This is a genomic window from Pseudomonas medicaginis (assembly GCF_965119365.1).
Classification (GTDB): domain Bacteria; phylum Pseudomonadota; class Gammaproteobacteria; order Pseudomonadales; family Pseudomonadaceae; genus Aquipseudomonas.
Genome location: NZ_OZ221631.1, coordinates 4,135,498 through 4,156,275, shown reverse-complemented (window position 1 = coordinate 4,156,275; position 20,778 = coordinate 4,135,498). Strand labels below are relative to the sequence as shown.

Below are 20,778 nucleotides of genomic sequence, written 5' to 3'. Positions count from 1 at the left end.
CCGGGTCACTGCGCCCCGGGCGGCAGCTCATCCTCGACGGCGATTTCCGGCGGCCGGGCGGCGACCCATTGCCAGAACAACTGATAACCGACAGCGAGCACGACCGGGCCGACGAACAGGCCGATGACGCCGCCGGTGACCATGCCGCCCAGGGCGCCGATCAGTATCACCGGCATTGGTACATTGACCCCGCGGCCGAGCAGCAATGGCTTGAGCACGTTATCCACCAGTCCGGCGACAAACACGTACACGGCGAAGATGATGGTCGTGGTGCTCGCGCCCTCGGTCGAGAATACGAAGATGATGACCGGGATGGTAATCAGCGTCGCCGGCAATTGCATGATGCCGATCAGCAATACCGCCAGGGCCAGTAGACCGGCGCCGGGCACGCCCATGAACACGAAGCCCAGGCCCACCAGTAGCATCTGGATGAAGGCGATACCAATCACACCCAGCGCCACGGCACGAATGGTCGAGGTGCACAATTGGGTGATCTTGGGCCCCTTGGTCGTGCCGCAGATACGCGAGACGATCTGGATGGCGCTGGCGTGCCCGCGTTCGCCATAGGCCATGAAAAAACCCGCGACGATCAGCGAACCGACGAAAATGAGGAAAGCCAATCCAAACCCAGCGACTTTGCTCAGCAGAGAAAGACTGAAGTGCTTGATCTGGGGGATATAGCTCTGCACCAGCGCGGGCAGGTCGGTGGCGGCGCGCATCCACAGCTGTTGCAGCGGCTTACCCACCAGCGGCCAGTTCGCGACGGCATCGGGTGGCAGCGGAACTTGGAGGTTGTCGGCCTTGATGTCGGTCATTACGCCTTGGATCGAGGTCACCAGCGAGTTGCCCAACAGCAGGGTCGGAATCGCCAGGATGCCGAGCGTGATGAGCACCAGCAGTGTCGCGGTGTATCCATCGCTCAAGCCCAACTTGTTTTTCAGCTTGATTTGCACGGGGTAGAGGGTAATCGCCAGAATCACTGCCCACAGCATCAAATCGAGAAAGGGACTGAAGATCCGGTAGCAGAAGAACACCATGACGGCCAGCAGACCAGCGCGAATCAACACATCGAGCATGCTGCGAGACCACGGGTTTTGGGACACTGGCACAGAGGGCATCTGAGTATTCCTGAGGTGGTGAGCAACTCGAATCACCCCAGTGTAGTGGACGAATGGGCGGTGCACCTTGGCGGTTTCCATCCGCTTCGCAGCCTGCTTCCGGGCTTGGGTGGGGTCATGTACTAAAGACGTGCGGCTCTTCATTTATGCTCATCTTGTCTACTACCCTTGTTTTCGTCCTACGATATCTCCCATCCCCGGCAGCGGCTGAACCAAGAAGCCCATGACGGAGGAATATTCGCCCCATCACAAAAAATACTATTGGAGTCCCGATGAGCCTCTCGCCATTCCACCTAGCAATCCCCGTCTACGACCTGGCCTCCGCGCGGCGCTTCTATGGAGATGTCTTTGGCCTTGAAGAAGGACGCTCCAGCAGCCAATGGGTCGATTTCAATTTTTATGGTCATCAACTGGTGATTCACGAGCAACCTAAAACCGCCTCGCAAGAGAGCGCTCACAGCAACCCGGTCGATGGCCACGACGTGCCTGTCCCGCACTTCGGCGTCATTCTGGAGTGGGAGCAATGGGAGGCGCTGGCCGAACGGCTGAAGTCGTTCGGCACGCCGTTCGTGATCGAGCCCTATATTCGCTTCAAAGGCCAGGTCGGTGAGCAAGCCACCATGTTCCTGTTCGATCCCTGCGGTAATGCCCTTGAGTTCAAGGCATTCAAGGATATGAGCCAGATTTTCGCCAAGTAGAAATATTCACGGCACAACCCTGTTGTGCCGCGTGATCTCAAGTGAACTGGAAGCCCAGGACGCCGGTGTTGCTTCGCCCATGCACATGGACAAGTTTCACCGAGAGCCCATGCCTAACGAATCGGCAACAACGCCCCAAACGCAACGAAAAAGCCGCCGCAGACGCGGTTGAAGCGCCGGCCCATTCGTGCCAGCCACGGCCGAACCCGGTTCGCCGCGCTCGCCACGCCAAACTCCACGGCGAACTCGACGAATGCGTAGGTCAGCGCCATGACCAGAGCCTGCAGGATCAGATTGCGTTGGGCGTCAATGAAGGGCGTGATAAAGGCGGTGAACAGCAGCAGTGCCTTGGGATTGGAGATCGCCGACAGCAGCCCCTGGCGAAACAGCGACCAATCGGCCGATGTCCTCACGTCGCTGACCGTGAGGGTCATCGCCTCCGAGCGCCAAAGGCTCAGCCCCAGCCAGATCAGGTAGAGCCCGCCGATGATCTTCAGTGCGGTCAGCCAATGCTGCGACGCTTGCAGCAGAGCGCCCAGGCCGAGGACGCACAACGCGATCACGATGGCGAAACCGAGGACGCCGCCGGAGATGGTGAACAGCGTCTTGCGATTGCCATGGATCGCCCCGTGGGTCAGCGCCAACAGGGCATTGGGGCCGGGCACCAAGGCGATGCCGAGGCAGGTCAGCAGGTAGAACAGCCAGGCGTCGAGGGACATGGGGGGCTCCGGTGCATGATGACAAGCACCGATGTTGCCGCGAGAAGACCTGGACGAAAAGCGCATATTGTGGCAATCAGGTATTCGATTATCGAATGCAGGAATTTCCACATGACGCCCCGGGATCTTCAGATCGATTGGCTCAAGTGCTTCGTCGCCGCCGTCGATACCGGCTCGCTGTCGAGCGCTGCCCTTGAGATCAACAAATCGCAATCGGCCGTCAGTATGCAGCTCAAGAAACTCGAGTCCGCCCTTGGCCGTCAAGTCCTGAGCCGTGGCCCGCGACACTTCCAGCTCACCAGCGACGGTGAAGCGCTGCTCGGCTACGCCCGGCGCATGCTGGCCTTGCATGCAGAAACCCTGGGGGCGTTCTGGGGTGAGCAGTTGAGCGGGCGGATCCGCCTCGGTGTGGCGGAAGATTACGCCGGGCCTTACCTGACGCCGGTGTTGAAGCGCTTTTCGGCGCGCTATGCCAGCGTGGATATCGAGTTGACCTGCGAACAATCGACCGCGCTGATTCCCCGGGTGGCCAGCGGTGAACTGGATCTTGCCCTGGTATCGCGCGACAGCCCCCGTCGCGGCGCATTTCTGTTCCATGAACCCATGGTCTGGGTCGGCTCGCCGCAGTTCGAACTCTGGCGCCGGGACCCGTTGCCGATCGCGGTCTACGACGAAGAGAGCCTGGCCCGCCGCACCGCGGTCGAGACCCTGGCCCGGCAAGGGCGCCGCTACAAGGTCGTCTATAACAGCTCGAGCCTGGCCGGGCAGATCGCTGCGGTGGAAAGCGGGGTGGCGGTGGCGGTGCTGACGCGCTGCTGCACCCCGGCCAACCTCCAGGTGCTGGGCCAGGAGCATGGCCTCGGGGCGCTGGAATCCATGAGCGTGGCGGTCTACCGCAGCCGGACCTCGCAAGGATCGATAGCCGTGGATGGGCTGCGCAGTTTTTTGATCAAGACCCTGGGATCGCCTGCAGTGGGCAAGGGAATAGCTTAAGCGAAGGGCCTTGTCGCTGGGGGGCTGCACGTGCAGTTCACAATGGCGATCCTGATCGCCATCCTTGGACTGGTCGTGAACATCGCCAGTGCGTTGCTTCTGGCTGGAAGTGGTCACGGTCACGTCCATGATCATTCCCATGACGATCATGGTCACTCCCATGGGCAAGACAACAACCTGCGCTCCGCGTATGTCCACGTGCTCGCCGATGCAGTCACGTCGGTTATGGCCATCGTAGCGTTGCTGGCCGGCAGGTTCTTGGGATGGGTATGGCTCGATCCGTTAATGGGCATTGTCGGGGGGTCGTCATTGCCCGCTGGGCGTGGTTCCTGATGAAAGACACCGCATCGGTGTTGCTTGACAAGACGGATGAGCATTTCGCCGGAGAAATCCGGGAGCTGCTTGGTCAAGCCGGACCGTTCCAAGTAACCGACCTGCACGTATGGCGGGTAGGGCATGAAGCCCGTGCCGCCATCGTCAGCGTGCAGGGCTAGCAAGCGGTTTCTGCCGATGATGTGCGTGCCGCCTTGACTGCGGTCCATGAGGTCACTCATCTCACGGTCGAATACAGGACGGTGGAAAACTGAGCCTTTCGCTCCAGAGCGGTGTTGTCATCGAACGCCGCTCGCCATTATTTCTGGAAACAAACATGGCCAAAGACGTTGAAAACCCCTGCGTATCACTTTGTCAGTTAAACAGTGAGATGTGCGTGAGTTGTGGGCGTACCAAGGAAGAGATACGCAAATGGCGCAGCATGAAACGGCCCGAAAAAATCGCAACCGTGCAGAAAGCGTCCGCTCGGATGAAAAGTATTGCAAAGAAGAAGGCGAAGGCGAGATAGCGTGATCATGGGCGTGACCTCTGAGTTAGGCTCTGTACGAAAAGAGATGTCGCAAACACTGCATGGAACAAGCTAGCGAGACCATAGCGGCGTAGCTTTTCGCGAGCTTGTCGAAGCGTGTCACGATCCGGCGGTTTCTTTCAGTCAGCCAAACATGCTCTCGATGATGTTGCGCTCTCGGTATTTGGGCGATCAAACAGTCTTGGTAAGCCAGGCTTGGGCTTTGCGCTTCATCGAGCGCAGCGGGATTACAGGCTGCTATGCTGGGGCAGGCTTACTCCTGCCTCAGTATAAATTAAGCGCACTACTTAAAGCCGTGTGCGTCAAAGGGTGTCGCCACCGCCAGAACGCCGATTGCTGGATGTGGAGATTCGCTAAATCATCAGCGGCGCGGGCGTAACGCCCGGTTGTTATATGCTTTATTGCTCTGGGGGCTTATTAAATAGATTGCCCGCCATATATTTAAGCCCGGTGTCGGAGGCAACAGTAACTACTGTTTTGCCGGGGCCTAGTTTTTTAGCAAGTTTAATCGCGGCAACGACGTTCAATCCTGTAGAAGTGCCTGCAAGAATTCCTTCCTTCTCGGCAAGGTATTGACACATCTCGCGAGCTTCGAGTTCACATATACCCCATGCTTCGTCATAAAGCCGAGCATCTATGAAGGGAGGAACAAAACCTATGCCAATACCTTCTACATGGTGCTCCCCAGCGTAACCCTTAGATACCATTGGAGAGGTTGCAGGCTCGAGTACGTAAATTTTAGTTGCAGAATTGACCTCTTTCAGAATTTTAGCAACACCCATCACCATGCCTGCTACCCCCACAGCGCCACAAAAAGCATCTACGCCCTGAGGAAATTGTTGAACGATTTCTTCGCCAATCACCTCGTAGCCAATCAATGCATCTCGATTGGAAAATTGATCTGTAAGATAGAAGTTGTCTTTTTCGCCATACTCCACAGACCTCTTGATCATCTTGGGAATAAGATCTGAACCGATTTTTCCCGATTCGCTATGGATGAGCTCCAAGTCTGCGCCGAATGCGACCATGGCCTTCAACTTTTCTGAAGCAAAGGCATTAGAAGAGATTATCTTGAATTTGTAGCCTTTTACAGCACAAACGAATGCGAGTGAAGAGCCTGTGCTGCCCCCGCTTGCCTCCACGACCGTCATACCTGCTTTCAATGCCCCTCGTTTTTCGGCTTCTTCGATCATGGTCCTTGCCATTCGATCTTTGTAAGAACCAGTGGGGTTGAAGTATTCCAACTTCACATAGACGTCAGCATGGCCGTGAGGGACAACTTTATTAAGCTTGACGACAGGGGTATTGCCTATAGCGTCAAGCATGTTATGGCAAATGCGTAGCGGGGTGGTATTCATGTTATTACCTTTAGAATTTGCGCAATGGGTTTATCACTTGGCTTTATCTGTCGCTCTCAGCAGAGAAATTCTATGCCCGGGCCAGGCTAATAGTTTTTCTTAATTTTTCCTCAGTCCGCCGATCAGGTTAATATCGTTAACCGAAACGCATTGGTACGAAGCAAATGGACAAAATTGATCGAGCTATATTGGAGCTCCTGCAGGCTAATGGCAGGCTGAGCAATGCGGAAATAGCTGAACATGTATCATTGTCGCCTCCAGCGTGCTGGAAGCGTCTGAAGCGCTTAGAGGAGGAGGTGATATCAGGGTATCATGCGCACCTAGACAGAGACGCCCTTGGTTTCGGCTTGTTCGCTTTTGTTAGTATTATTCTAGAAGGGCATAGCGATGAGACAATGAACAATTTTGAGGCGGGGGTTAAGCGCATTCCCAATATTGTGTCGTGCCACAACATCTCCGGTCGATATGATTATTTGTTGCAAGTTGTAGTAAAAGACATGAACGCCTTTCACGATTTGGCGATGAACCAGATTCGCTCAATAGGTAATATCAAGGAAATGAATACTGGGTTTTCGTTAAAGGAAATAAAATTGTCTTCGCATCTTCCGCTGTGATTTTCAACTTTGGCTTCCACGTGTCGGTAGAGACGATGGGGACAGGTGCCGAGCTGCTCCGCGGTTGTCAGTGGGCTCAGAAGCGCGTGGCCAGCGGGACAGACTCCAATGATTACGCCTGTGTTGCGCGAAACGAGGGAGCGATTGAATTTGGCAGCTTAAACGGCAACGGTTGATCGAAAGAGTGATTTAATTGCTACATCACAAATATTCTACTTTCAATACGCCATCGTGCAGATTGTCAGATGGAAGGAGGCATTTTTGGGGCATTCACAAGCTGAAAAAGCGCAAAGTCGTGAGCGAATCCTGAAGGAGGCGGCTGATCAAATTCGTGAAGGCGGGCTTGATTCGGTGAGCGTTGGTAAACTCATGAAGAGCGTAAACCTGACTCATGGCGGGTTCTACGGCCATTTCGCATCACGTGCGGACTTGCTTGCCAAAGCTCTGGAGCGCGCCCTGGATGCTGGGGCGCACCGGTCGGCTGGGGAAGAGTTAGCTTGGCCGCACGGCTTCGCAAGCTTCGTTCGTAACTACCTGAGCCAAGCTCATCGGGACTCGCGTAGTGAGGGTTGCGCAATTTCTGCCCTGGTTTCCGATGTCGCTCGTGGCGATGTGCAATCCAGGGCCGTCATGGACTCTTCCATCGAGGACTATATTGCCACCGCTCGGCGACAGCTGGGCGACGATGACGATACCAGGGCGATGTTTGCCGTCAGTGCCATGGTGGGGGCCCTGTCCCTGTCGCGGGTGATGACAGACGCCCCTCGCTCGGATGAGTTACTCCGCAACGTGAGTGAGCAATTGATCTCTCTCTACGGCCCAAGCGTCCCCGAACGCTCAGACAACCCGGACTGAGTTCTGACTGGGCAGTCGGTGCCGCTTTTCCATTGCAATCCCCTGCGGGGTATGGCGGGCCTTCTCGCACGACGTTGAGGCCTGCTTTGCCGCGAGCGTTGGAAATCAATCCTGCACCGCACGAATAAGAGGGGCGGGGCGGCACGCCTGCGCGATGGTCAAAGGCTGGACGTTCTTCTTCGACGCCGCCCACTGATCCTTGGTCTGAATTAAAATTCATAACTTTTGCGTAGACAGCATGATGGTCATCATGCAGAATTATTCCGTCACCTGTAAATGACGCTGGCAGGTGCCGGCCCATATTTCTGTCGGGGCACCGTGCCATCGGCTTAGTGGTGCACCAGAGATAGTTCTATGACCAAAGTGCAGATGCAATCCTGCTTCTTTTTCAACCCTCGTGCTTGGTGAGCGGACGGAATCCGGCTTTTATATTCAAGCTTCACTACGAGGGGGAAGCCGTACTTAGGTAATAAAAAATCATGCACAACGACCAATTGCATCAATAAGGGGTATCCCGGATGAGTACGCTTGACTTTTACTTCGATTATCGAAGCCCCTACAGTTTCCTGGCGCTTTCGCAACTCAGGAAGATGAATGTCAAAATCGCCTTCCGCCCGATCGAGCTTGGCGACCTTATGGGGCGGGTAGGGAACGTGCCAACGAGCCTTACTTGTGAATCCAAGGGTCGCTATGTGATGACTGACCTAGGGCGGTGGGCAGTGCACTATGGTGTCAACCTTAACCGCCACCCCCAAGCGTCGGCGATCGATGCCGGCAGGTTGTTGCGTGCCACCCTCGTGGCTGAGCAGTTGGGCGTTATGTCCACTGCGGTGGATGCAATCTTTCATGCTTTTTGGTCGGTTCCGGCACCGCTTACTACCGCGGCGGAAGTTGCAGCCTTGCTGGGTGCAGCTGGCCTCGACGCCGATGAACTCGAAAGGCGGATGGACACGCCGGTGGCACAGGCCCTGCTGGAGCAGGCAACCGCTGAGGCAGCGTCACGCGGCGCATTCGGTGTACCGACGCTATTCGTGGGTAACGAAATGTTCTTTGGTAATGATCGGCTGCACTTCGTGCGGAATCATCTGGCAGGTGCTGTATGAAGCCGCTCGTTGTCATTACCGGCGTTGGGCCCGGCCTTGGCTCGGCAGTGGTCCGGCGATTCCACGACGGCGGCTACCAAGTCGCTATGCTGGCGCGCACTGCCGAGCGTCTGAAGGAATTGGAAGAACAACTTCCTAATGCCTTTGCGGTCCCTTGCGACGTTGCCGACACTGGGGCGCTCGTAGCCGCTCTTCACGGCATCGAGCTTCGTGCTGGCACTCCCAAGGTGGTGATCCACAACGCCGTGGGCGGGACCTTTGGAAACTTCCTTGATATTGAACCGGAAGTCCTTGAGCAGAATTTTCAGACCAATGTCATGGCCCTGTTGCATCTGGCTCGGTGGGCGGTACCACGGATGGAGGGGGCAGGGGGCGGCGCCTTGCTAGTGACTGGCAATACTTCGGCCTATCGCGGTAAGGCCGGCTTCGCAGGTTTTGCGCCAAGCAAGGCGGCGCAGCGCATTTTGACCGAATCCATCGCACGTGAAGTGGGGCCTCGAGGCGTGCACGTGTCCTACTTAATGGTCGATGCGGTCATTGATCTACCGTGGACCCGCGAGAGGTTCGAGGGCAAGCCGGATGACTTTTTCATCCAGCCCGCCGACATCGCCGAAGAGATCTGGCATGTCACCCACCAGCCGCGCTCAGCTTGGTCGTTTCTTACGGAGGTGCGGCCCTTTGGGGAGTCTTGGTGAGAAAGGTCGAACTCAACTAGCTAAGGCAGTCGCCTGCGTTGGGGCTGCTTACAGCATTTAGCCACGATCCGTCTGCTCACGCATTCTTCTGCACTACTGCAACTCTCGAAGAACCGATTCAAATGCCTCGAGGTGCTTTCTAGCCAGCAGATCCAGATCGCGCGAGCGCCTGCAGCACCTCGATCGCTTTCTGGGCATCATCTTTGCCCACAAAAATGTGGTCGTGGTAGTAAGCCGCAATGACATTACAGCTGATGCCAGCATTTCCCAGTGCGGTTGCAAAGGCAGCCGTCAAGCCAACGGCATCCAGCGCCGAATGGACGGTCAAGGTAATCCAGGCGGCGACATATTCGAATTCAAGACCAAGCGCCAGAGCTGCGGATTGCTCGAGGATTACCGTTAGGCCTTCCTTCTCCCGAAAGCTTCCCAGCACTTCCTGCCCCTCAACGATGTTGCTGTTTTTGACAGTGCAGAAGACATAGTTACCCTCATTCAGCGAAGGGCTCATGCCATGGAGTAGCTTTGCTATTGATTTTTCACCCGACATTTCATAAGTCTCTATTGATTGTTGACGCCCAGTCTCCGCTTTTTTTGCGATAAGAAAAATTCAATTTCATGATGCAGGATTAGCAAATCTAATGTTGTATGGGGTGTCTGGCATCTTATCTTGCGGTTCCCTTGTTACCCCTGAATTGCTGATTTAAATGAAGAAATACTGACGTCAGCATAAGAGAATAGAGGAGGCGGGCGTGATCAAGGGCGATCAGGCTAACCTCGATCACTGGGATGCGTCCGCCTTATCGCCTTCAAGGAAGAAGTCAGCGGGTCTTGTCGCACACCGTCGCGGGATGGACAACGGTAATAGCATAGTCGGGGAGGAGGGTCATGATGCTTTGAAGTGCCAGGCTACAGATTCGGAAATCTCTTATCTTTCGATACCCGGAATTGTAATTCGGTCTCCGCTGTTCACCGCCCGCCACCATCCCACGGCTCGTAGCGCCAACCCGTTGGTTGCCAGATCATCTGATGCGTCAACTCCAAAGCCTGCAGAAAATCCCGATCGTGGGCACTGACGATGAGCGCGCCCTTGAATTGTCCGAGCAACTGCTCGACTGCTTCCAAGGCCGCGATGTCGAGATGGTTGTTCACTTCGTCGAGCAGCAACAGTTGCGTCTGTTTGGGGCCGCCTGCCAGCCAGGCGAGCGCTGCGCGCAGGCGCTCGCCACCACTGAGCCGACCGAATGGCGTGGCCATCTGCCGAGCGTCGAGCCCGGCGTTGGCGAAGACCTGGCGAAAGCGACCCTCCTCGACAGTGCCCAGCCCAAGCACGCCGTAGAGCCAGGCGGTCCGAGCGGCAGTAGGTGCGCTGGCGAAAACCACCCCCGCAGGGTCGCCCGGGTCGAGCAGTATCGGTAGCATCGGCAGCAGCAATGCCGTGCCCAGGCCGTCGATAAAAATGATCATCAGCAGGATCAAGGGCGCGACCTTGGCAGTGGCGCGTGTCTGCGAGAGAACGGCGGTCATGGCTGGCTCCGTGCGAAAAAGACGCGAGTGAGCATGGTGTCAGGTGCGGCAATCTGGGTCATTCGCCATAAGTCCTCAGGTAGCGGCCATCGAGAAAGCGTTGGCTCAGCGCCAAATAATCGGATCGCTCCGACTGCGCCATGGTTTCGAAGAACAACATCTCGCGGGTGATCAGCTCCACGCCGTGACGTGACATGCGCGAGAGCGCGACCTCGTGATCCAGGACGCTGCGGGACGAGGCTGCTGATGTCCGGCGCGGGGGTACTCATTCTTTCAAACATCCTTGAGAGGATACGGCTCCATAGACTGCGACTAGAGACTTGGGCTGGCATCCCGGTATCAGTGATCGGCAATAGACGCGGAGCATACCTAGGGGGTGAGGAAATTACTTTTGAAAGTGCGTGGATGCGTGGACAGCTGAAAATGCATTTAGAGTGGTCATCATTGTCTTGATCACTGTGTGACAAATGAATATTCCGCTTTTTATTTCTTTGGATGGACCCAAAGGCACTGGCAAAACCACGCTGTTAGAGGCCGTAACGGCAGCGCTGAGGGCGGACAACAAGAAAGTCATCCGACTTTGCGAGAGAAAAAGCGATCCCTACAGAAGGGAAACCATGGCCCTGGTCAATGAACTTGCCAGAAATCCCTCGCGGGAGCTGGAGTGGGCTGTGTGCGAGCGCTTTGCCGACAGTCGCCGCTGGATATCCCGGAACGTGCTGACTCAGCAGCCGTTGGACAGCATTATCCTGATTGATCGCTGGTATCCGTCCGATGCTGCGTTTCGACACACCATCTCGTTTGCAGAGATTCTCCAGTTGAACCGGGAGCGAGACGTGCGAGTGCCAGAAGTGCATGTCGGCGTTGTCACCGCGCCGGATATTTCGTGGGCAAGGGCAACTACACGGTCGCGAGGATTGGGCGGTACAGTGATCCAGAAGTATGCAGAGCATGTTGCGTGCACAGAAATGTTCGAGCAGGCGGTTGAGGATCATGACTGGGTGATGTGCCGTAATGAAGGTGCGATCGAAGACGCAGTGAAGCAGGTGGTTGCTGAGATCCAAAAAGTAGCTGGGTGAATTTGTCGAATCAGTGGCTTAGACAGCTCATGAACATCTGTGATGTGACCTTTCGTTTAACATAATATACATTATGCGATGCTAAGGATTAGCTCAGTTGACGCCCTGTGCAGGCTTTTTCGCTGTGCTTCCACTGTCGGCCACAACGGTAAATGCTGCCCCGTTACCAGGCTTTTGCTGAACGACTGGCTCACGCCTCGAGGCCGATTCAGCTTGCTGATGACGGCCTGTCAGCCACGGGTCAAAACTTCCATACGTGACGAACACGTAACACGCACTGGCCGGCACGTCGATCGGCGTCCCTTGCTGCGTGTAGCAACTGCAGCTACCACGAGACTCAGCGCTCATGCAGGCCGCCACCCGCGGGAAATCAGTCGGTGCCGTCAGCGCGTCATAGACCGGCGCCGTGTGCAAACTGCCCGGGATCCGCGGCTTTAAATTCTGCTCGGTCCATACCGCCTTATCCTTTGTCGACGGCGCGAAATCAAAGGCGTTTTCCTGGGCCGCTGTGGTCACTGCTTTGTGCTGAGCATCCACCGTCGCAATCGGCTCTTCAGTGAAATGTCGAACGGATCGATAGGTGTAAAACGAGCAAGCCACCACGACCACTAACGCCATGCCGAGCACAGCAAATATTTTGTATGGCGGTCTCGCCTTGTGCGTGTCCAGGACCGTCGAGGTGTACAGCGTAAAAACCTTAGGGTTGGGCTTCACCAGTTGCCGTTGGCCAAGTGCTTTCGCCGTCTTGGTGTTCGGATCGTTCTGCACATTGTCCCAGGTATAACGGGCGCCTTTCATGTTCCAGGGTCGGATGTAATGAACATGCGGTTTCGCCAGTTTCCGGGCAAATGGATGGAGAAACATCGGGCTTTGGGTGGTGAAAATGAAGTCCTTTCCTTCATGTCGATGCACGGCCAGATCCTGGACCCATTGAGGCGCATCCCGGCCAAGATCAGTACCGCAATAACGCTGCACCTCATCGCAGAAAATCACCACCCCACCCGCTTCGCTCCAAAAAGCCCGCTGGGGAATCGGACTTACCGGGACCTGTCCTGCAGCAGCGCTACACGTCACGGGACCGCGCAGGCTGCGCGACAGATCCGGGAAACGCCCAGGGGCAAATCAGGGCGCGAAGTGAGATAGCAGCGACGTCGAGCGTTTCGCACGCGAAGAAAAACCCCAGGGGCCTGCTGATCGCTGGGGTTTTTCGTTTGGCTCAAGACCGGCCGGCTTCGCCGGCTACCGGCGCGGACGTTTCAATGCCTGGCTGAGGAACGGCGTGGCTCCTAATGCCCTTCGGGCAGATCGAGGCCAGCAGGGTCTATGTGGAAACACGATCCAGCAGCAAAGCTGCTGCGGTGCGGGCACCTTGAATAACTTCATTGGCCGCGTCCAGTTCCGTTTGGAGCGATTCAACCAGTATTTCAAGGTCACCAATCTGGTTACGCAAAAGCTGATACTCAAAGGCTGCGTGCGCGTAGGCCTTCGAGGCAGTGTTGGTGCGGGTTTGACGCTTGAGAGCTTCGACAAAGTCGCTATCAGCATCGAGGATCTTTACAAGCATTCGGTACCACTCCTGTTCACCAGGCCACGTGCCTGGACGAAGGAATAGTACCAAAAAATACTCACATTGCAACCTTTTAGTACCATAAAATCATCACATCGTAGGCCGCGATGATTTCAATGGTACTATTAAAGTCGCTTTATAGGCTTTGGATCATTGATCTGATCGCACAAGACTACGAGTCTCATGCCAAAAGCGAGCAGCATCATTTACCCGGAAATAGACATCTTCATATCCACCACCAGCACCGTGCGTTATTTCCCAGTGTGTTGCATTTGGGCCATTTCCGAAGAGAGCGCCGCCGTCCGCCAAGATCTGGTCAGACTCGTCTCGAACACAATAAGGCTGTCGGATTGCGGGATGAGCTCTGAGAGAATCAATGGTATCAACGGGTAACACAGAGACTAGGAGTGTATGACTACCGCCACACTCCGAATGGCCGCAAGGAAAGGTAACCATGAAATCAGGCTTCCAGTTGAACACTGGAGAAACACTTGTATTCCATTGCCAGCCAGCAAGATCAAAAAACGCTGCCCATCGAGCAAGCAGCTCGGTTTGAAATTCTAATCCTTTATAGCTCGCAGACATCGTTCTGCTCCTCGGTTAAACCTAACAGAGACCTCAGAGTAACGCGAAAAAAGGCTGTGCATAATGGCCGCTATGGCTAAATCCTCGCTGGGCTTCGCCATTTTCCCGGCTTCGGATTCTGCACCAGGTGCAGCGAGTACCATACGTCGACCCCATTATGCGAACCTTCGTATTGGGATGTCAGGGTCAGTGGTGGTCAGATTTCAAGCCAGGCTCAACTCTCGATCACCGTCTCCAGCTCGTACAGGCTTCGCTTGGCGATGCTTTCTCCGCATGATTGAATGCCAGCCTTTAGTAACGTTGTTGCTTCCACTAGGCGCCGGAGAAACGGAATGTGGCTTTGTACAGACTGGAAAATTGATTGGAACGCAATCAGCGCCGTGGCTACTGCCGCAGCCGCACTCATCGCATTATTCGTTTGGCTTTACGACAAACATCAACGGAGGCTCGAACGCAAGGCCAGTGCTAGGCTTCTAGCTCAGATCATGACGACATCTATTGGAGCTGCACATGTCCAGATTTCTAAATTCAAAAGCGATCTTTTTCCAACTAGCAGTGATCCCCTGATCAGCAGTTTGCTGCAGGACAAAAATGCGCGAAAGCAGCTGGGCGAAAAGGCATCAGCAATTACGATTGAGCTCCCATCCCAGTTTTTGGACAAAGCTGATTTCTTCAGTGAGGCTGTCAGCAGCAGCCTGGCAAACGCATTTTCTGAAGTAAATCGCTTAAGACAGTTCGTCGGTTTATTCGGTGACCTGGCAGATAAAGAGCGGCAAGACGTGATTGACCTTCACTTAATGACGGTTCTCAACCAAATCAAAACGGCTGAGACAGCCGCTGAAGCTGCCTTTCAGGCTCTTTTAGTGGTTGGCCGAACCAGCCGGTAATTTTCTCTCCCCTTCCCCGTTATATAAAAGATTAGGGCACGAACCGATAACCTACTCTGGTTTTACGGTGAAAAGCAGATTGAACGCCGGGGAATCGGTCTCAAATTTAGCAGCTAAATCAACAAGGTGTCAGGCGGTGTAACAGCACCCCACCGCTTCGCTCCGAAAACCGAATCAAACTTCGCCTCAGATCGCTCAGTTAGTGATGCAGGCATGTCGACAGTGGAATCGGTAGACGACGCCGTAGATATGCAAATCGTGCTTCTCAAGGCTTATGGAGCCCAGGTCGGTGAAGAGAGATCAGCAGATTGGATGGAAGACGCTAGCTTCCTGGAAGATTATGCAAAGGCTGCTCGCATCGTCGGTAAAGAAGAACTCATTGACGCCTGGAATGACGCTCACGACTTCTGAGAACCGGTCGATAGAGAATCGTACCTCTGTTGCGTCACGCAACAGAACAAGAAACGCTCATCAGAGCAGACAAAGGAGCAGTCGATAATGTCGCAGAAGTTCATCACCACCTGGTTTTACGCATCCAAAGACTCAGAAACCCAAGACGTGGGCATCTTCAGAACCAAAATCAAGAAGATCTATGATAACCGCTCTGTGGATTTCGATGAGTTTTCACAGCGTCTTGAAGAGGCGTACAACAACTTTGATGAGCGCGGCTATGACGTGATCAACATCGTTCCGATCGCTATGGGTTCGTCTGAGCAGTGCAAGCAGTCCAATGGTAACTACGTCGGAGACGTAGGCTTCTCTCTCACGCGAGGTGCAGTCGTCGTTGGAAAGCGCAGAGACTAAATTTAGCTGCTAAATCGAGACACCGGGAAAGCCGTTTCGAAAAGCAGTAATTTAGGCGCGAAGTACTAGGTGCGTGAGCCTGGGAACGTGACCCGCGAAGAGAACCCCAGTAGTCTAGCGATCGCTGGGGTTTTTCTTTGTCTGAAGACCGGCCGGCGTTGCCGGGTATCGGCGCGGAAAGATCAAGTTTTCACCGTGATAAATCATGGCGCCTAATGCCCTTCGGGCAGTCGAGGTTTGACCTGTATCTCTACGTCAAGGCCAGCCGCTACAACCAACTGGGCGAGCTGTTCAAGGGTGAAGTGTAGTGGATCTATTATGAATGTCAGCAGCACCGGCTCATGTCGACTGGCTGATTCGGATGAGGCTTTTACTGGCAGGCGCTTGCGGGCCGCGGTAGCCACCGGCGCAACACCTTCTTCTACAGCGAGCGAGGTCGGTACACGGACGGACGCCGGCCGTTGGTATGGATAAACGTAAGCACACAGCTCTCCGCTCCATAGCTTGCTGGCTACCTGGCAATGTCGGCGAACAAAGCGTTCTGCCTGCCACGGTTCACGCAATTGGATCCTGGTCGCCTCGCTCCCCTCTCGTAGCATGGATGGGGTGCCGGCAGGGCTGGATCGAGCCCCCAGCTCGATACGATCAGTTCCGTCAAAAAAACATATCCGCATAGGCTGCCAGTCCCGGGCAGGAGGATGAAGAGGCAGTGTAGATGATCCAGACATCCAGCTCAGCGCACATTGTTTAACGCAAGAATTGATCAAATCAGGCTACACAGCATTCTCACCGATCGAAGCGCTGTCAGATCCTGTAATAAATCGTTCCGTATGAAATGTTAGAAACCGTTGTAGGATTTCTTCCCCAATTATTTCCAGGTCTGTATGAACACCCTTCAGGAACCTCCCAGTCGTCTTTCGAAGCCCCCTGTTCCTTCCGCCGCGCCAGCGCCTGTCATACGCGCGTTGCAGTCCCCTTCCCTCGCTTTGATCGCCCGAGGGAGCAAATAATCCATGGAATGGATCGTTGACCCCACGGCCTGGCTGGGCCTGCTGACCTTGATCGTGCTGGAGCTCGTGCTCGGCATCGATAACCTTGTATTCATCGCCATCCTGGCTGACAAACTTCCGCCCGAGCAGCGCGACCGTGCCCGTATCATCGGTCTGTCCCTTGCGTTGCTGATGCGCCTTGGCCTCCTCGCCAGCATCTCCTGGATGGTGACATTGACCAACCCGCTGTTCGAGGTCTTCGACAAGACATTCTCGGGCCGGGACTTGATCATGCTGTTTGGTGGTGTGTTCCTGTTGTTCAAGGCAACCATGGAGCTGCATGAACGACTCGAGGGCCATGTGGCGCAACGTTCCGGCAACGCCGCCTATGCGATGTTCTGGCCTATCGTTGCGCAGATTGTGGTGCTCGACGCGGTCTTTTCCCTGGATGCGGTGATCACGGCCGTGGGGATGGTGGAGCACCTGTCGGTCATGATGATCGCGGTGATGTTCTCGATCGGTTTGATGATGATCGCGAGCAAGCCGCTGACAACATTCGTCAACGGTCACCCTACCGTCATCATGCTGTGCCTGGGCTTCCTGATGATGATCGGCTTCAGCCTTACGGCCGAAGGCCTGGGTTTCCACATTCCGAAAGGGTACTTGTACGCCGCGATTGGTTTCTCGATCCTGATCGAACTGTTCAACCAGCTGGCACGTTCCCGTCGCAAGAAAAGCCTGCAAGGACTTCGGCCGATGCGCGAGCGTACCGCCCATGCGGTGTTGCGCCTGCTAGGCGGTCAAAAGCTGGGGGCCGAGGAAGTCGGCGAGGAAATCGCCGACATGCTGGAAGGCGACGAACCCGAACAGGTTTTCCATCGGCGCGAACGGGTCATGATCAGTGGCGTGCTGCAACTGGCGGAGCGCCCGATACGCAGCGTGATGACGCCTCGTGCGCAAATCGATCACCTCGACCTGGCGGACGCTCCGCAAGAGATCCGTACGACGCTGATGCACTCTTCTTACTCCCGCTTGCCGTTGATCCGGGAAGGACGCGTGGATGAGCCCTTGGGCTTTGTCCATAAAAAAGAACTGCTCAAGGAAATACTGGCGGGCAATCAGCCGAACCTCGAAGCCATGGCGCGCAAAGCCATCAACCTGCTCGACAGCTTCACGATCCTCAATGCACTGGAGCAAATGCGTAAGGAGTCGACCCACATCGCCTTCGTGGTGAACGAGTTCGGTGACTTCGTCGGCCTTCTCACCATGACCGACATCCTGGAATCCATTGCAGGTGAACTGCCCGATGCCAGTGAGATCGAGGGTCCGAACATTGTTCCCCAACAAGGGGGATTCCTCGTCAGTGGTGCCCTGAATCTCAGTCAGGTCCGCGAACACATCGGCTTCCAGGCGAAAGCAACGGACGATTACCAGACGCTTGCCGGGTTGGTCATGAGCCTGTTGGATCGCTTGCCGATCATTGGGGACACGCTCAATTGGCAAGGGTGGAGCATGACCGTGATGGCGGTTGAAGAACGTCGGGTGACCCGGGTGTTGTTGCGTAAGGAATAGATGTAGAACGAGGATTATCCGGAAATCAAATAGAGTGGCCGGGAAGCAATCTAACGATTGGAAGGAGCCGTGACGCTGACACGTTCGTGAAGCGGGAGGAACGATCCTGATAGCCCGGCCTACTTTCCACCGGTCACATCCAGGAAGGTGCCTGTCACAAACGAAGCCTGCGGCCCCGCCAACCACAGAATGGCACGCGCGACCTCCTCCGGCTGGCCACCACGCCCCATGGGGATCGTATCCTTCACCCGGTCGACTCTGCCGGGCTCTCCCCCGCTCGCATGCATCTGGGTATAGATATGCCCGGGTCGAACGCAGTTGACTCGAATCCCCTCCCGAGCCACTTCCTTGGCATAGCCGGTCGTGAACGTCTCGGTCGCGCCCTTGGACGCTGCGTAATCCACGTATTCATTCGGACTGCCGAGACGGGCTGACGCCGAGGAAACGTTGATGACTGCGCCGCCGCGCCCGCCATATCGATAGGCCATGCGCCGGGTGGCGTGCTGTGCACAAAGCATCGGACCCAACGTGTTCACCGCAAATATGCGCTGCATGCGCTCGAACGCAAGATCCTCCAAGCGAGACTGGCGTGCCAATATCGAAGCATTGTTGACCAGCACATCGATTCGCCCGAAGCGCAGGTCAAGGGTGGCGAACAGGTCGGCGACCTGCGCCGGCTCGGCGTTATCGGCACGTACTGCCAAGGCACGGCCTCCCCTGGCCTCGATCTGCGCCACCACCGCCGACGCCGCGGCTTCATCGGCGATGTAGCTCAATACGACGTCGTAACCTTGCTCAGCGGCCAGTATGGCCGTCGCCGCCCCGATCCCGCGCCCGCCTCCGGTAACCAGGATCACGGGTTTTTGCGAACGTTCGTCCATGGTCAATCCTCACGACTCAATGAAAAAAGAAACGTCAACCGATCACCAGCGTACCGAGCGCAATGACTGCGCAAGCCAACAGCTTGCGTAAGGTCAATGCCTCGCCAAGAAATGCATACCCGATCAACGCGGCGAACATGACGCTGGTTTCTCGCAGGGCAGAGACCGCCCCCATCGGTGCATGGGCCATGGCATAGATCACGACCCCATAGGCCAGCAATGAAACCAGCCCGCCAGCGATGGCCGAGGCGATACCTGGCCGCAGGGCAAAGAGGCTTTGCGCGTCTCGCAGTCCGATATAGACCATGGGCATCATCAGCCCCCACATCAAGCTCATCCAGGCGGTGTAGGCCATTGGAGCCTCGGAGAGACGAACGCCTATGCCATCGACGACACTGTAAGCGGCAATGAAAAAACCGGTTCCCAGTGCATAGGGCAAGTCAGGCAGCCTCCGCCGGCGCCCGGTATAAGCCAGCGATATGATTCCTGACGACACCAACGTAATACCCAACAGCCCATTCGGTGCCACCCGCTCACCGGCGAACACCGAAGCGGCCAAGACGATCAGGATAGGCGAGACACCGCGGGCGATTGGATAGGTTTGGCCCAGGTCCCCGGACTTGTAACTGCGCACCAGGAACAAGTTGTACCCCACGTGCAAGACGGCGGAGAGTCCGGCGTAAAACCAACTTGCCCGGGCGGGCGGCACCAGGAGCACCGCCACGATGGCACTCGCCAGGGCTATCGCCATGCACATGATAGTCATGGACCACAAACGGTCGACGCCCCCACGCAGCATGGCATTCCAACTGGCGTGCAGCAGCGCGGCGAACAAGACGAGGAAAATGATGTGTAAGGGCATGCATCATCCTAGACCGCTCAAGTGGCACTACAAAAGCAAAGTCTCCTCATCCAGGCATGATGAAAACCTCATGTATAAGCGTGCTGAGCGGCGTCTGCCTGGGTAACCAGCCAACGACGGAAGCAGGTTATATGAGGCTGGGTCTCGATTCCTTTGGGACACACGAAGTAATACGCCAGAGGCGATGGGAACGGCAGTTGGAAAAGTCTTTCCAGACGACCATCATTGAGCTCGGCTTCAACATGCCCGCTGCGTGCCAGCGCGATCCCCTGCCCCAACAGCGCCGCCTCGATGGTCATATTGGTGTCTGCGTAACGAATACTTTCCTTCAAGGTCGTGACCTCAACCCCTGCCTGGGCAAACCACTGTTCCCATTTCGGCACCAGCGCTGCACCATCGCGCGTGAGCAACGGATAACGCAACAGTTCGGCTGCCGTTTGAGGCATACCGAAACGTGCGAGCAACGCCGGGCTTGCGACAGGAAAAATCTGTTCGCGGAACAGAAACTCCGAAAACAGCGACGGGAAATGGCCATTACCCAGGCGGATAGCAACGTCCGGGTCTGTCGTCGAGAAGTGAATGGCGCTGTCGGTACTGTCCAGCGTGAGCAAAATCTGCGGATGCGCTTGCGCCAGATCCGCAAGCCGTGGCAGCAACCACTTCAAGGCGAAAGAGTAGGTCGTGCTGACACTCAGCCGCTGCCGCCCATTTTGCTCGCGCAAATCGGCCAGGGTGGCGTCGAGTTTGATGAAGAACTCCCGCACGATGGGCGCAAGCGCGGCCCCTGCCGAGGTCAGGTGCAGCGAGTGACCGCGATGAAACAGCTGCAATCCCCAGAGCCGCTCCAAATGCTTGAGCTGGTGGCTCACTGCACTCTGCGTGACATGCAACTCCTCTGCTGCCGCCGTGAAAGTGGCGTGGCGCGTAGCCGCTTCAAAGGCTCGCAGACTGGAAGAAGGCGGAAGGTTTCTCATGATGGACCCTTCTATGAGTAAACCTTCATGCTAGCCCCT

24 protein-coding genes and 2 pseudogenes are annotated in these 20,778 nt (G+C 55.9%); 13 read left to right on the top strand and 13 right to left on the bottom strand.

Annotated features, from left to right (window positions below):
- Nucleotides 1-5: 5 nt before the first annotated feature.
- Nucleotides 6-1,118 carry an AI-2E family transporter gene (locus ACMTA2_RS18320; RefSeq protein WP_413791136.1) on the bottom strand — a complete coding sequence of 371 codons (1,113 nt, stop codon included), beginning with the start codon at nt 1,116-1,118 and terminating at the stop codon, nt 6-8.
- 272 nt (nt 1,119-1,390) lie between these two features.
- On the opposite strand from ACMTA2_RS18320, the gene ACMTA2_RS18315 reads away from it, so the two are divergent.
- Nucleotides 1,391-1,816 (top strand): VOC family protein, encoded by a 426-nt coding sequence (locus tag ACMTA2_RS18315; protein WP_413791135.1) that lies wholly within the window; start codon nt 1,391-1,393, stop codon nt 1,814-1,816.
- A 113-nt stretch (nt 1,817-1,929) separates the two neighbouring features.
- On the opposite strand, the gene ACMTA2_RS18310 is transcribed toward ACMTA2_RS18315, so the two are convergent.
- Nucleotides 1,930-2,535, bottom strand: coding sequence for a LysE family translocator (locus ACMTA2_RS18310; protein ID WP_413791134.1), 606 nt, complete (start codon nt 2,533-2,535; stop codon nt 1,930-1,932).
- 111 nt (nt 2,536-2,646) lie between these two features.
- On the opposite strand from ACMTA2_RS18310, the gene ACMTA2_RS18305 reads away from it, so the two are divergent.
- The 3 genes and pseudogenes from ACMTA2_RS18305 to ACMTA2_RS18295 all read left to right on the top strand — a co-directional run bounded on the left by ACMTA2_RS18305 (nt 2,647) and on the right by ACMTA2_RS18295 (nt 4,369).
- Nucleotides 2,647-3,528, top strand: a complete 882-nt coding sequence (locus tag ACMTA2_RS18305) for a LysR family transcriptional regulator (RefSeq protein ID WP_413791133.1) — start codon at nt 2,647-2,649, stop codon at nt 3,526-3,528.
- Between the two features lie 30 nt (nt 3,529-3,558).
- Nucleotides 3,559-4,115 (top strand): annotated as a pseudogene (locus tag ACMTA2_RS18300) (cation diffusion facilitator family transporter); the annotation flags it as partial.
- A gap of 62 nt (nt 4,116-4,177) precedes the next feature.
- A complete protein-coding gene (locus ACMTA2_RS18295) occupies nt 4,178-4,369 on the top strand; it encodes a DUF1289 domain-containing protein (protein ID WP_413791132.1) in 192 nt (63 codons plus the stop codon).
- A gap of 25 nt (nt 4,370-4,394) precedes the next feature.
- Here the strand turns inward: ACMTA2_RS18295 and ACMTA2_RS18290 are convergent.
- Together ACMTA2_RS18290 and ACMTA2_RS18285 are read right to left on the bottom strand one after the other, a co-directional pair.
- A pseudogene (locus ACMTA2_RS18290) lies at nt 4,395-4,627 on the bottom strand (IS5/IS1182 family transposase); the annotation flags it as partial.
- A gap of 161 nt (nt 4,628-4,788) precedes the next feature.
- Entirely contained in the window at nt 4,789-5,748 is a 960-nt protein-coding gene (locus ACMTA2_RS18285; protein WP_413791131.1) for a PLP-dependent cysteine synthase family protein, read from the bottom strand.
- A 164-nt stretch (nt 5,749-5,912) separates the two neighbouring features.
- Between ACMTA2_RS18285 and ACMTA2_RS18280 the strand changes: the two genes are divergently transcribed.
- From ACMTA2_RS18280 to ACMTA2_RS18265, 4 genes are all read left to right on the top strand, one after another.
- Nucleotides 5,913-6,362: an Lrp/AsnC family transcriptional regulator gene (locus ACMTA2_RS18280; protein WP_413791130.1), complete on the top strand. Its 450-nt coding sequence runs from the start codon at nt 5,913-5,915 to the stop codon at nt 6,360-6,362.
- Nucleotides 6,363-6,623: 261 nt separating this feature from the next.
- Entirely contained in the window at nt 6,624-7,217 is a 594-nt protein-coding gene (locus ACMTA2_RS18275; RefSeq protein WP_413791129.1) for a TetR/AcrR family transcriptional regulator, read from the top strand.
- 518 nt (nt 7,218-7,735) lie between these two features.
- A complete protein-coding gene (locus tag ACMTA2_RS18270) occupies nt 7,736-8,320 on the top strand; it encodes a 2-hydroxychromene-2-carboxylate isomerase (RefSeq protein WP_413791128.1) in 585 nt (194 codons plus the stop codon).
- A complete protein-coding gene (locus ACMTA2_RS18265) occupies nt 8,317-9,015 on the top strand; it encodes an SDR family NAD(P)-dependent oxidoreductase (protein WP_413791127.1) in 699 nt (232 codons plus the stop codon). Before ACMTA2_RS18270 ends, ACMTA2_RS18265 begins: the two co-directional genes overlap by 4 nt.
- Before the next feature lie 139 nt (nt 9,016-9,154).
- Here the strand turns inward: ACMTA2_RS18265 and ACMTA2_RS18260 are convergent, their stop codons facing one another.
- From ACMTA2_RS18260 to ACMTA2_RS18250, 3 genes are all read right to left on the bottom strand, one after another.
- Nucleotides 9,155-9,562, bottom strand: coding sequence for an ACT domain-containing protein (locus ACMTA2_RS18260; RefSeq protein WP_413791126.1), 408 nt, complete (start codon nt 9,560-9,562; stop codon nt 9,155-9,157).
- A 419-nt stretch (nt 9,563-9,981) separates the two neighbouring features.
- Nucleotides 9,982-10,539 (bottom strand): hypothetical protein, encoded by a 558-nt coding sequence (locus tag ACMTA2_RS18255; RefSeq protein WP_413791125.1) that lies wholly within the window; start codon nt 10,537-10,539, stop codon nt 9,982-9,984.
- Between the two features lie 58 nt (nt 10,540-10,597).
- On the bottom strand, nt 10,598-10,735 hold the full coding sequence (locus ACMTA2_RS18250) for a hypothetical protein (protein ID WP_413791124.1): 138 nt from the start codon (nt 10,733-10,735) through the stop codon (nt 10,598-10,600).
- A gap of 271 nt (nt 10,736-11,006) precedes the next feature.
- On the opposite strand from ACMTA2_RS18250, the gene ACMTA2_RS18245 reads away from it, so the two are divergent.
- Nucleotides 11,007-11,618, top strand: a complete 612-nt coding sequence (locus tag ACMTA2_RS18245) for a dTMP kinase (RefSeq protein WP_413791123.1) — start codon at nt 11,007-11,009, stop codon at nt 11,616-11,618.
- A 93-nt stretch (nt 11,619-11,711) separates the two neighbouring features.
- Here the strand turns inward: ACMTA2_RS18245 and ACMTA2_RS18240 are convergent, their stop codons facing one another.
- The 3 genes from ACMTA2_RS18240 to ACMTA2_RS18230 form a co-directional block, all read right to left on the bottom strand.
- Complete coding sequence (locus tag ACMTA2_RS18240; RefSeq protein WP_413791122.1) at nt 11,712-12,692, bottom strand: zonular occludens toxin domain-containing protein; 981 nt, start codon at nt 12,690-12,692, stop codon at nt 11,712-11,714.
- A 247-nt stretch (nt 12,693-12,939) separates the two neighbouring features.
- Complete coding sequence (locus tag ACMTA2_RS18235; protein ID WP_413791121.1) at nt 12,940-13,182, bottom strand: hypothetical protein; 243 nt, start codon at nt 13,180-13,182, stop codon at nt 12,940-12,942.
- A 153-nt stretch (nt 13,183-13,335) separates the two neighbouring features.
- On the bottom strand, nt 13,336-13,770 hold the full coding sequence (locus ACMTA2_RS18230) for a hypothetical protein (RefSeq protein WP_413791120.1): 435 nt from the start codon (nt 13,768-13,770) through the stop codon (nt 13,336-13,338).
- Between the two features lie 332 nt (nt 13,771-14,102).
- Between ACMTA2_RS18230 and ACMTA2_RS18225 the strand changes: the two genes are divergently transcribed.
- The 4 genes from ACMTA2_RS18225 to ACMTA2_RS18210 all read left to right on the top strand — a co-directional run bounded on the left by ACMTA2_RS18225 (nt 14,103) and on the right by ACMTA2_RS18210 (nt 18,022).
- A complete protein-coding gene (locus ACMTA2_RS18225) occupies nt 14,103-14,657 on the top strand; it encodes a hypothetical protein (protein WP_413791119.1) in 555 nt (184 codons plus the stop codon).
- A gap of 213 nt (nt 14,658-14,870) precedes the next feature.
- Nucleotides 14,871-15,068, top strand: a complete 198-nt coding sequence (locus ACMTA2_RS18220) for a hypothetical protein (protein WP_413791118.1) — start codon at nt 14,871-14,873, stop codon at nt 15,066-15,068.
- Nucleotides 15,069-15,155: 87 nt separating this feature from the next.
- Nucleotides 15,156-15,461 (top strand): hypothetical protein, encoded by a 306-nt coding sequence (locus ACMTA2_RS18215; RefSeq protein ID WP_176717680.1) that lies wholly within the window; start codon nt 15,156-15,158, stop codon nt 15,459-15,461.
- 1,013 nt (nt 15,462-16,474) lie between these two features.
- A complete protein-coding gene (locus tag ACMTA2_RS18210; protein WP_413791117.1) occupies nt 16,475-18,022 on the top strand; it encodes a TerC family protein in 1,548 nt (515 codons plus the stop codon).
- A gap of 119 nt (nt 18,023-18,141) precedes the next feature.
- Here the strand turns inward: ACMTA2_RS18210 and ACMTA2_RS18205 are convergent, their stop codons facing one another.
- The 3 genes from ACMTA2_RS18205 to gcvA all read right to left on the bottom strand — a co-directional run bounded on the left by ACMTA2_RS18205 (nt 18,142) and on the right by gcvA (nt 20,739).
- Nucleotides 18,142-18,903 (bottom strand): SDR family oxidoreductase, encoded by a 762-nt coding sequence (locus ACMTA2_RS18205; protein ID WP_413791116.1) that lies wholly within the window; start codon nt 18,901-18,903, stop codon nt 18,142-18,144.
- Between the two features lie 34 nt (nt 18,904-18,937).
- Complete coding sequence (locus tag ACMTA2_RS18200; protein ID WP_413791115.1) at nt 18,938-19,765, bottom strand: EamA family transporter; 828 nt, start codon at nt 19,763-19,765, stop codon at nt 18,938-18,940.
- Nucleotides 19,766-19,833: 68 nt separating this feature from the next.
- Nucleotides 19,834-20,739: a transcriptional regulator GcvA gene (gene gcvA / locus ACMTA2_RS18195; protein ID WP_413791114.1), complete on the bottom strand. Its 906-nt coding sequence runs from the start codon at nt 20,737-20,739 to the stop codon at nt 19,834-19,836.
- Between the last annotated feature and the right edge of the window lie 39 nt (nt 20,740-20,778).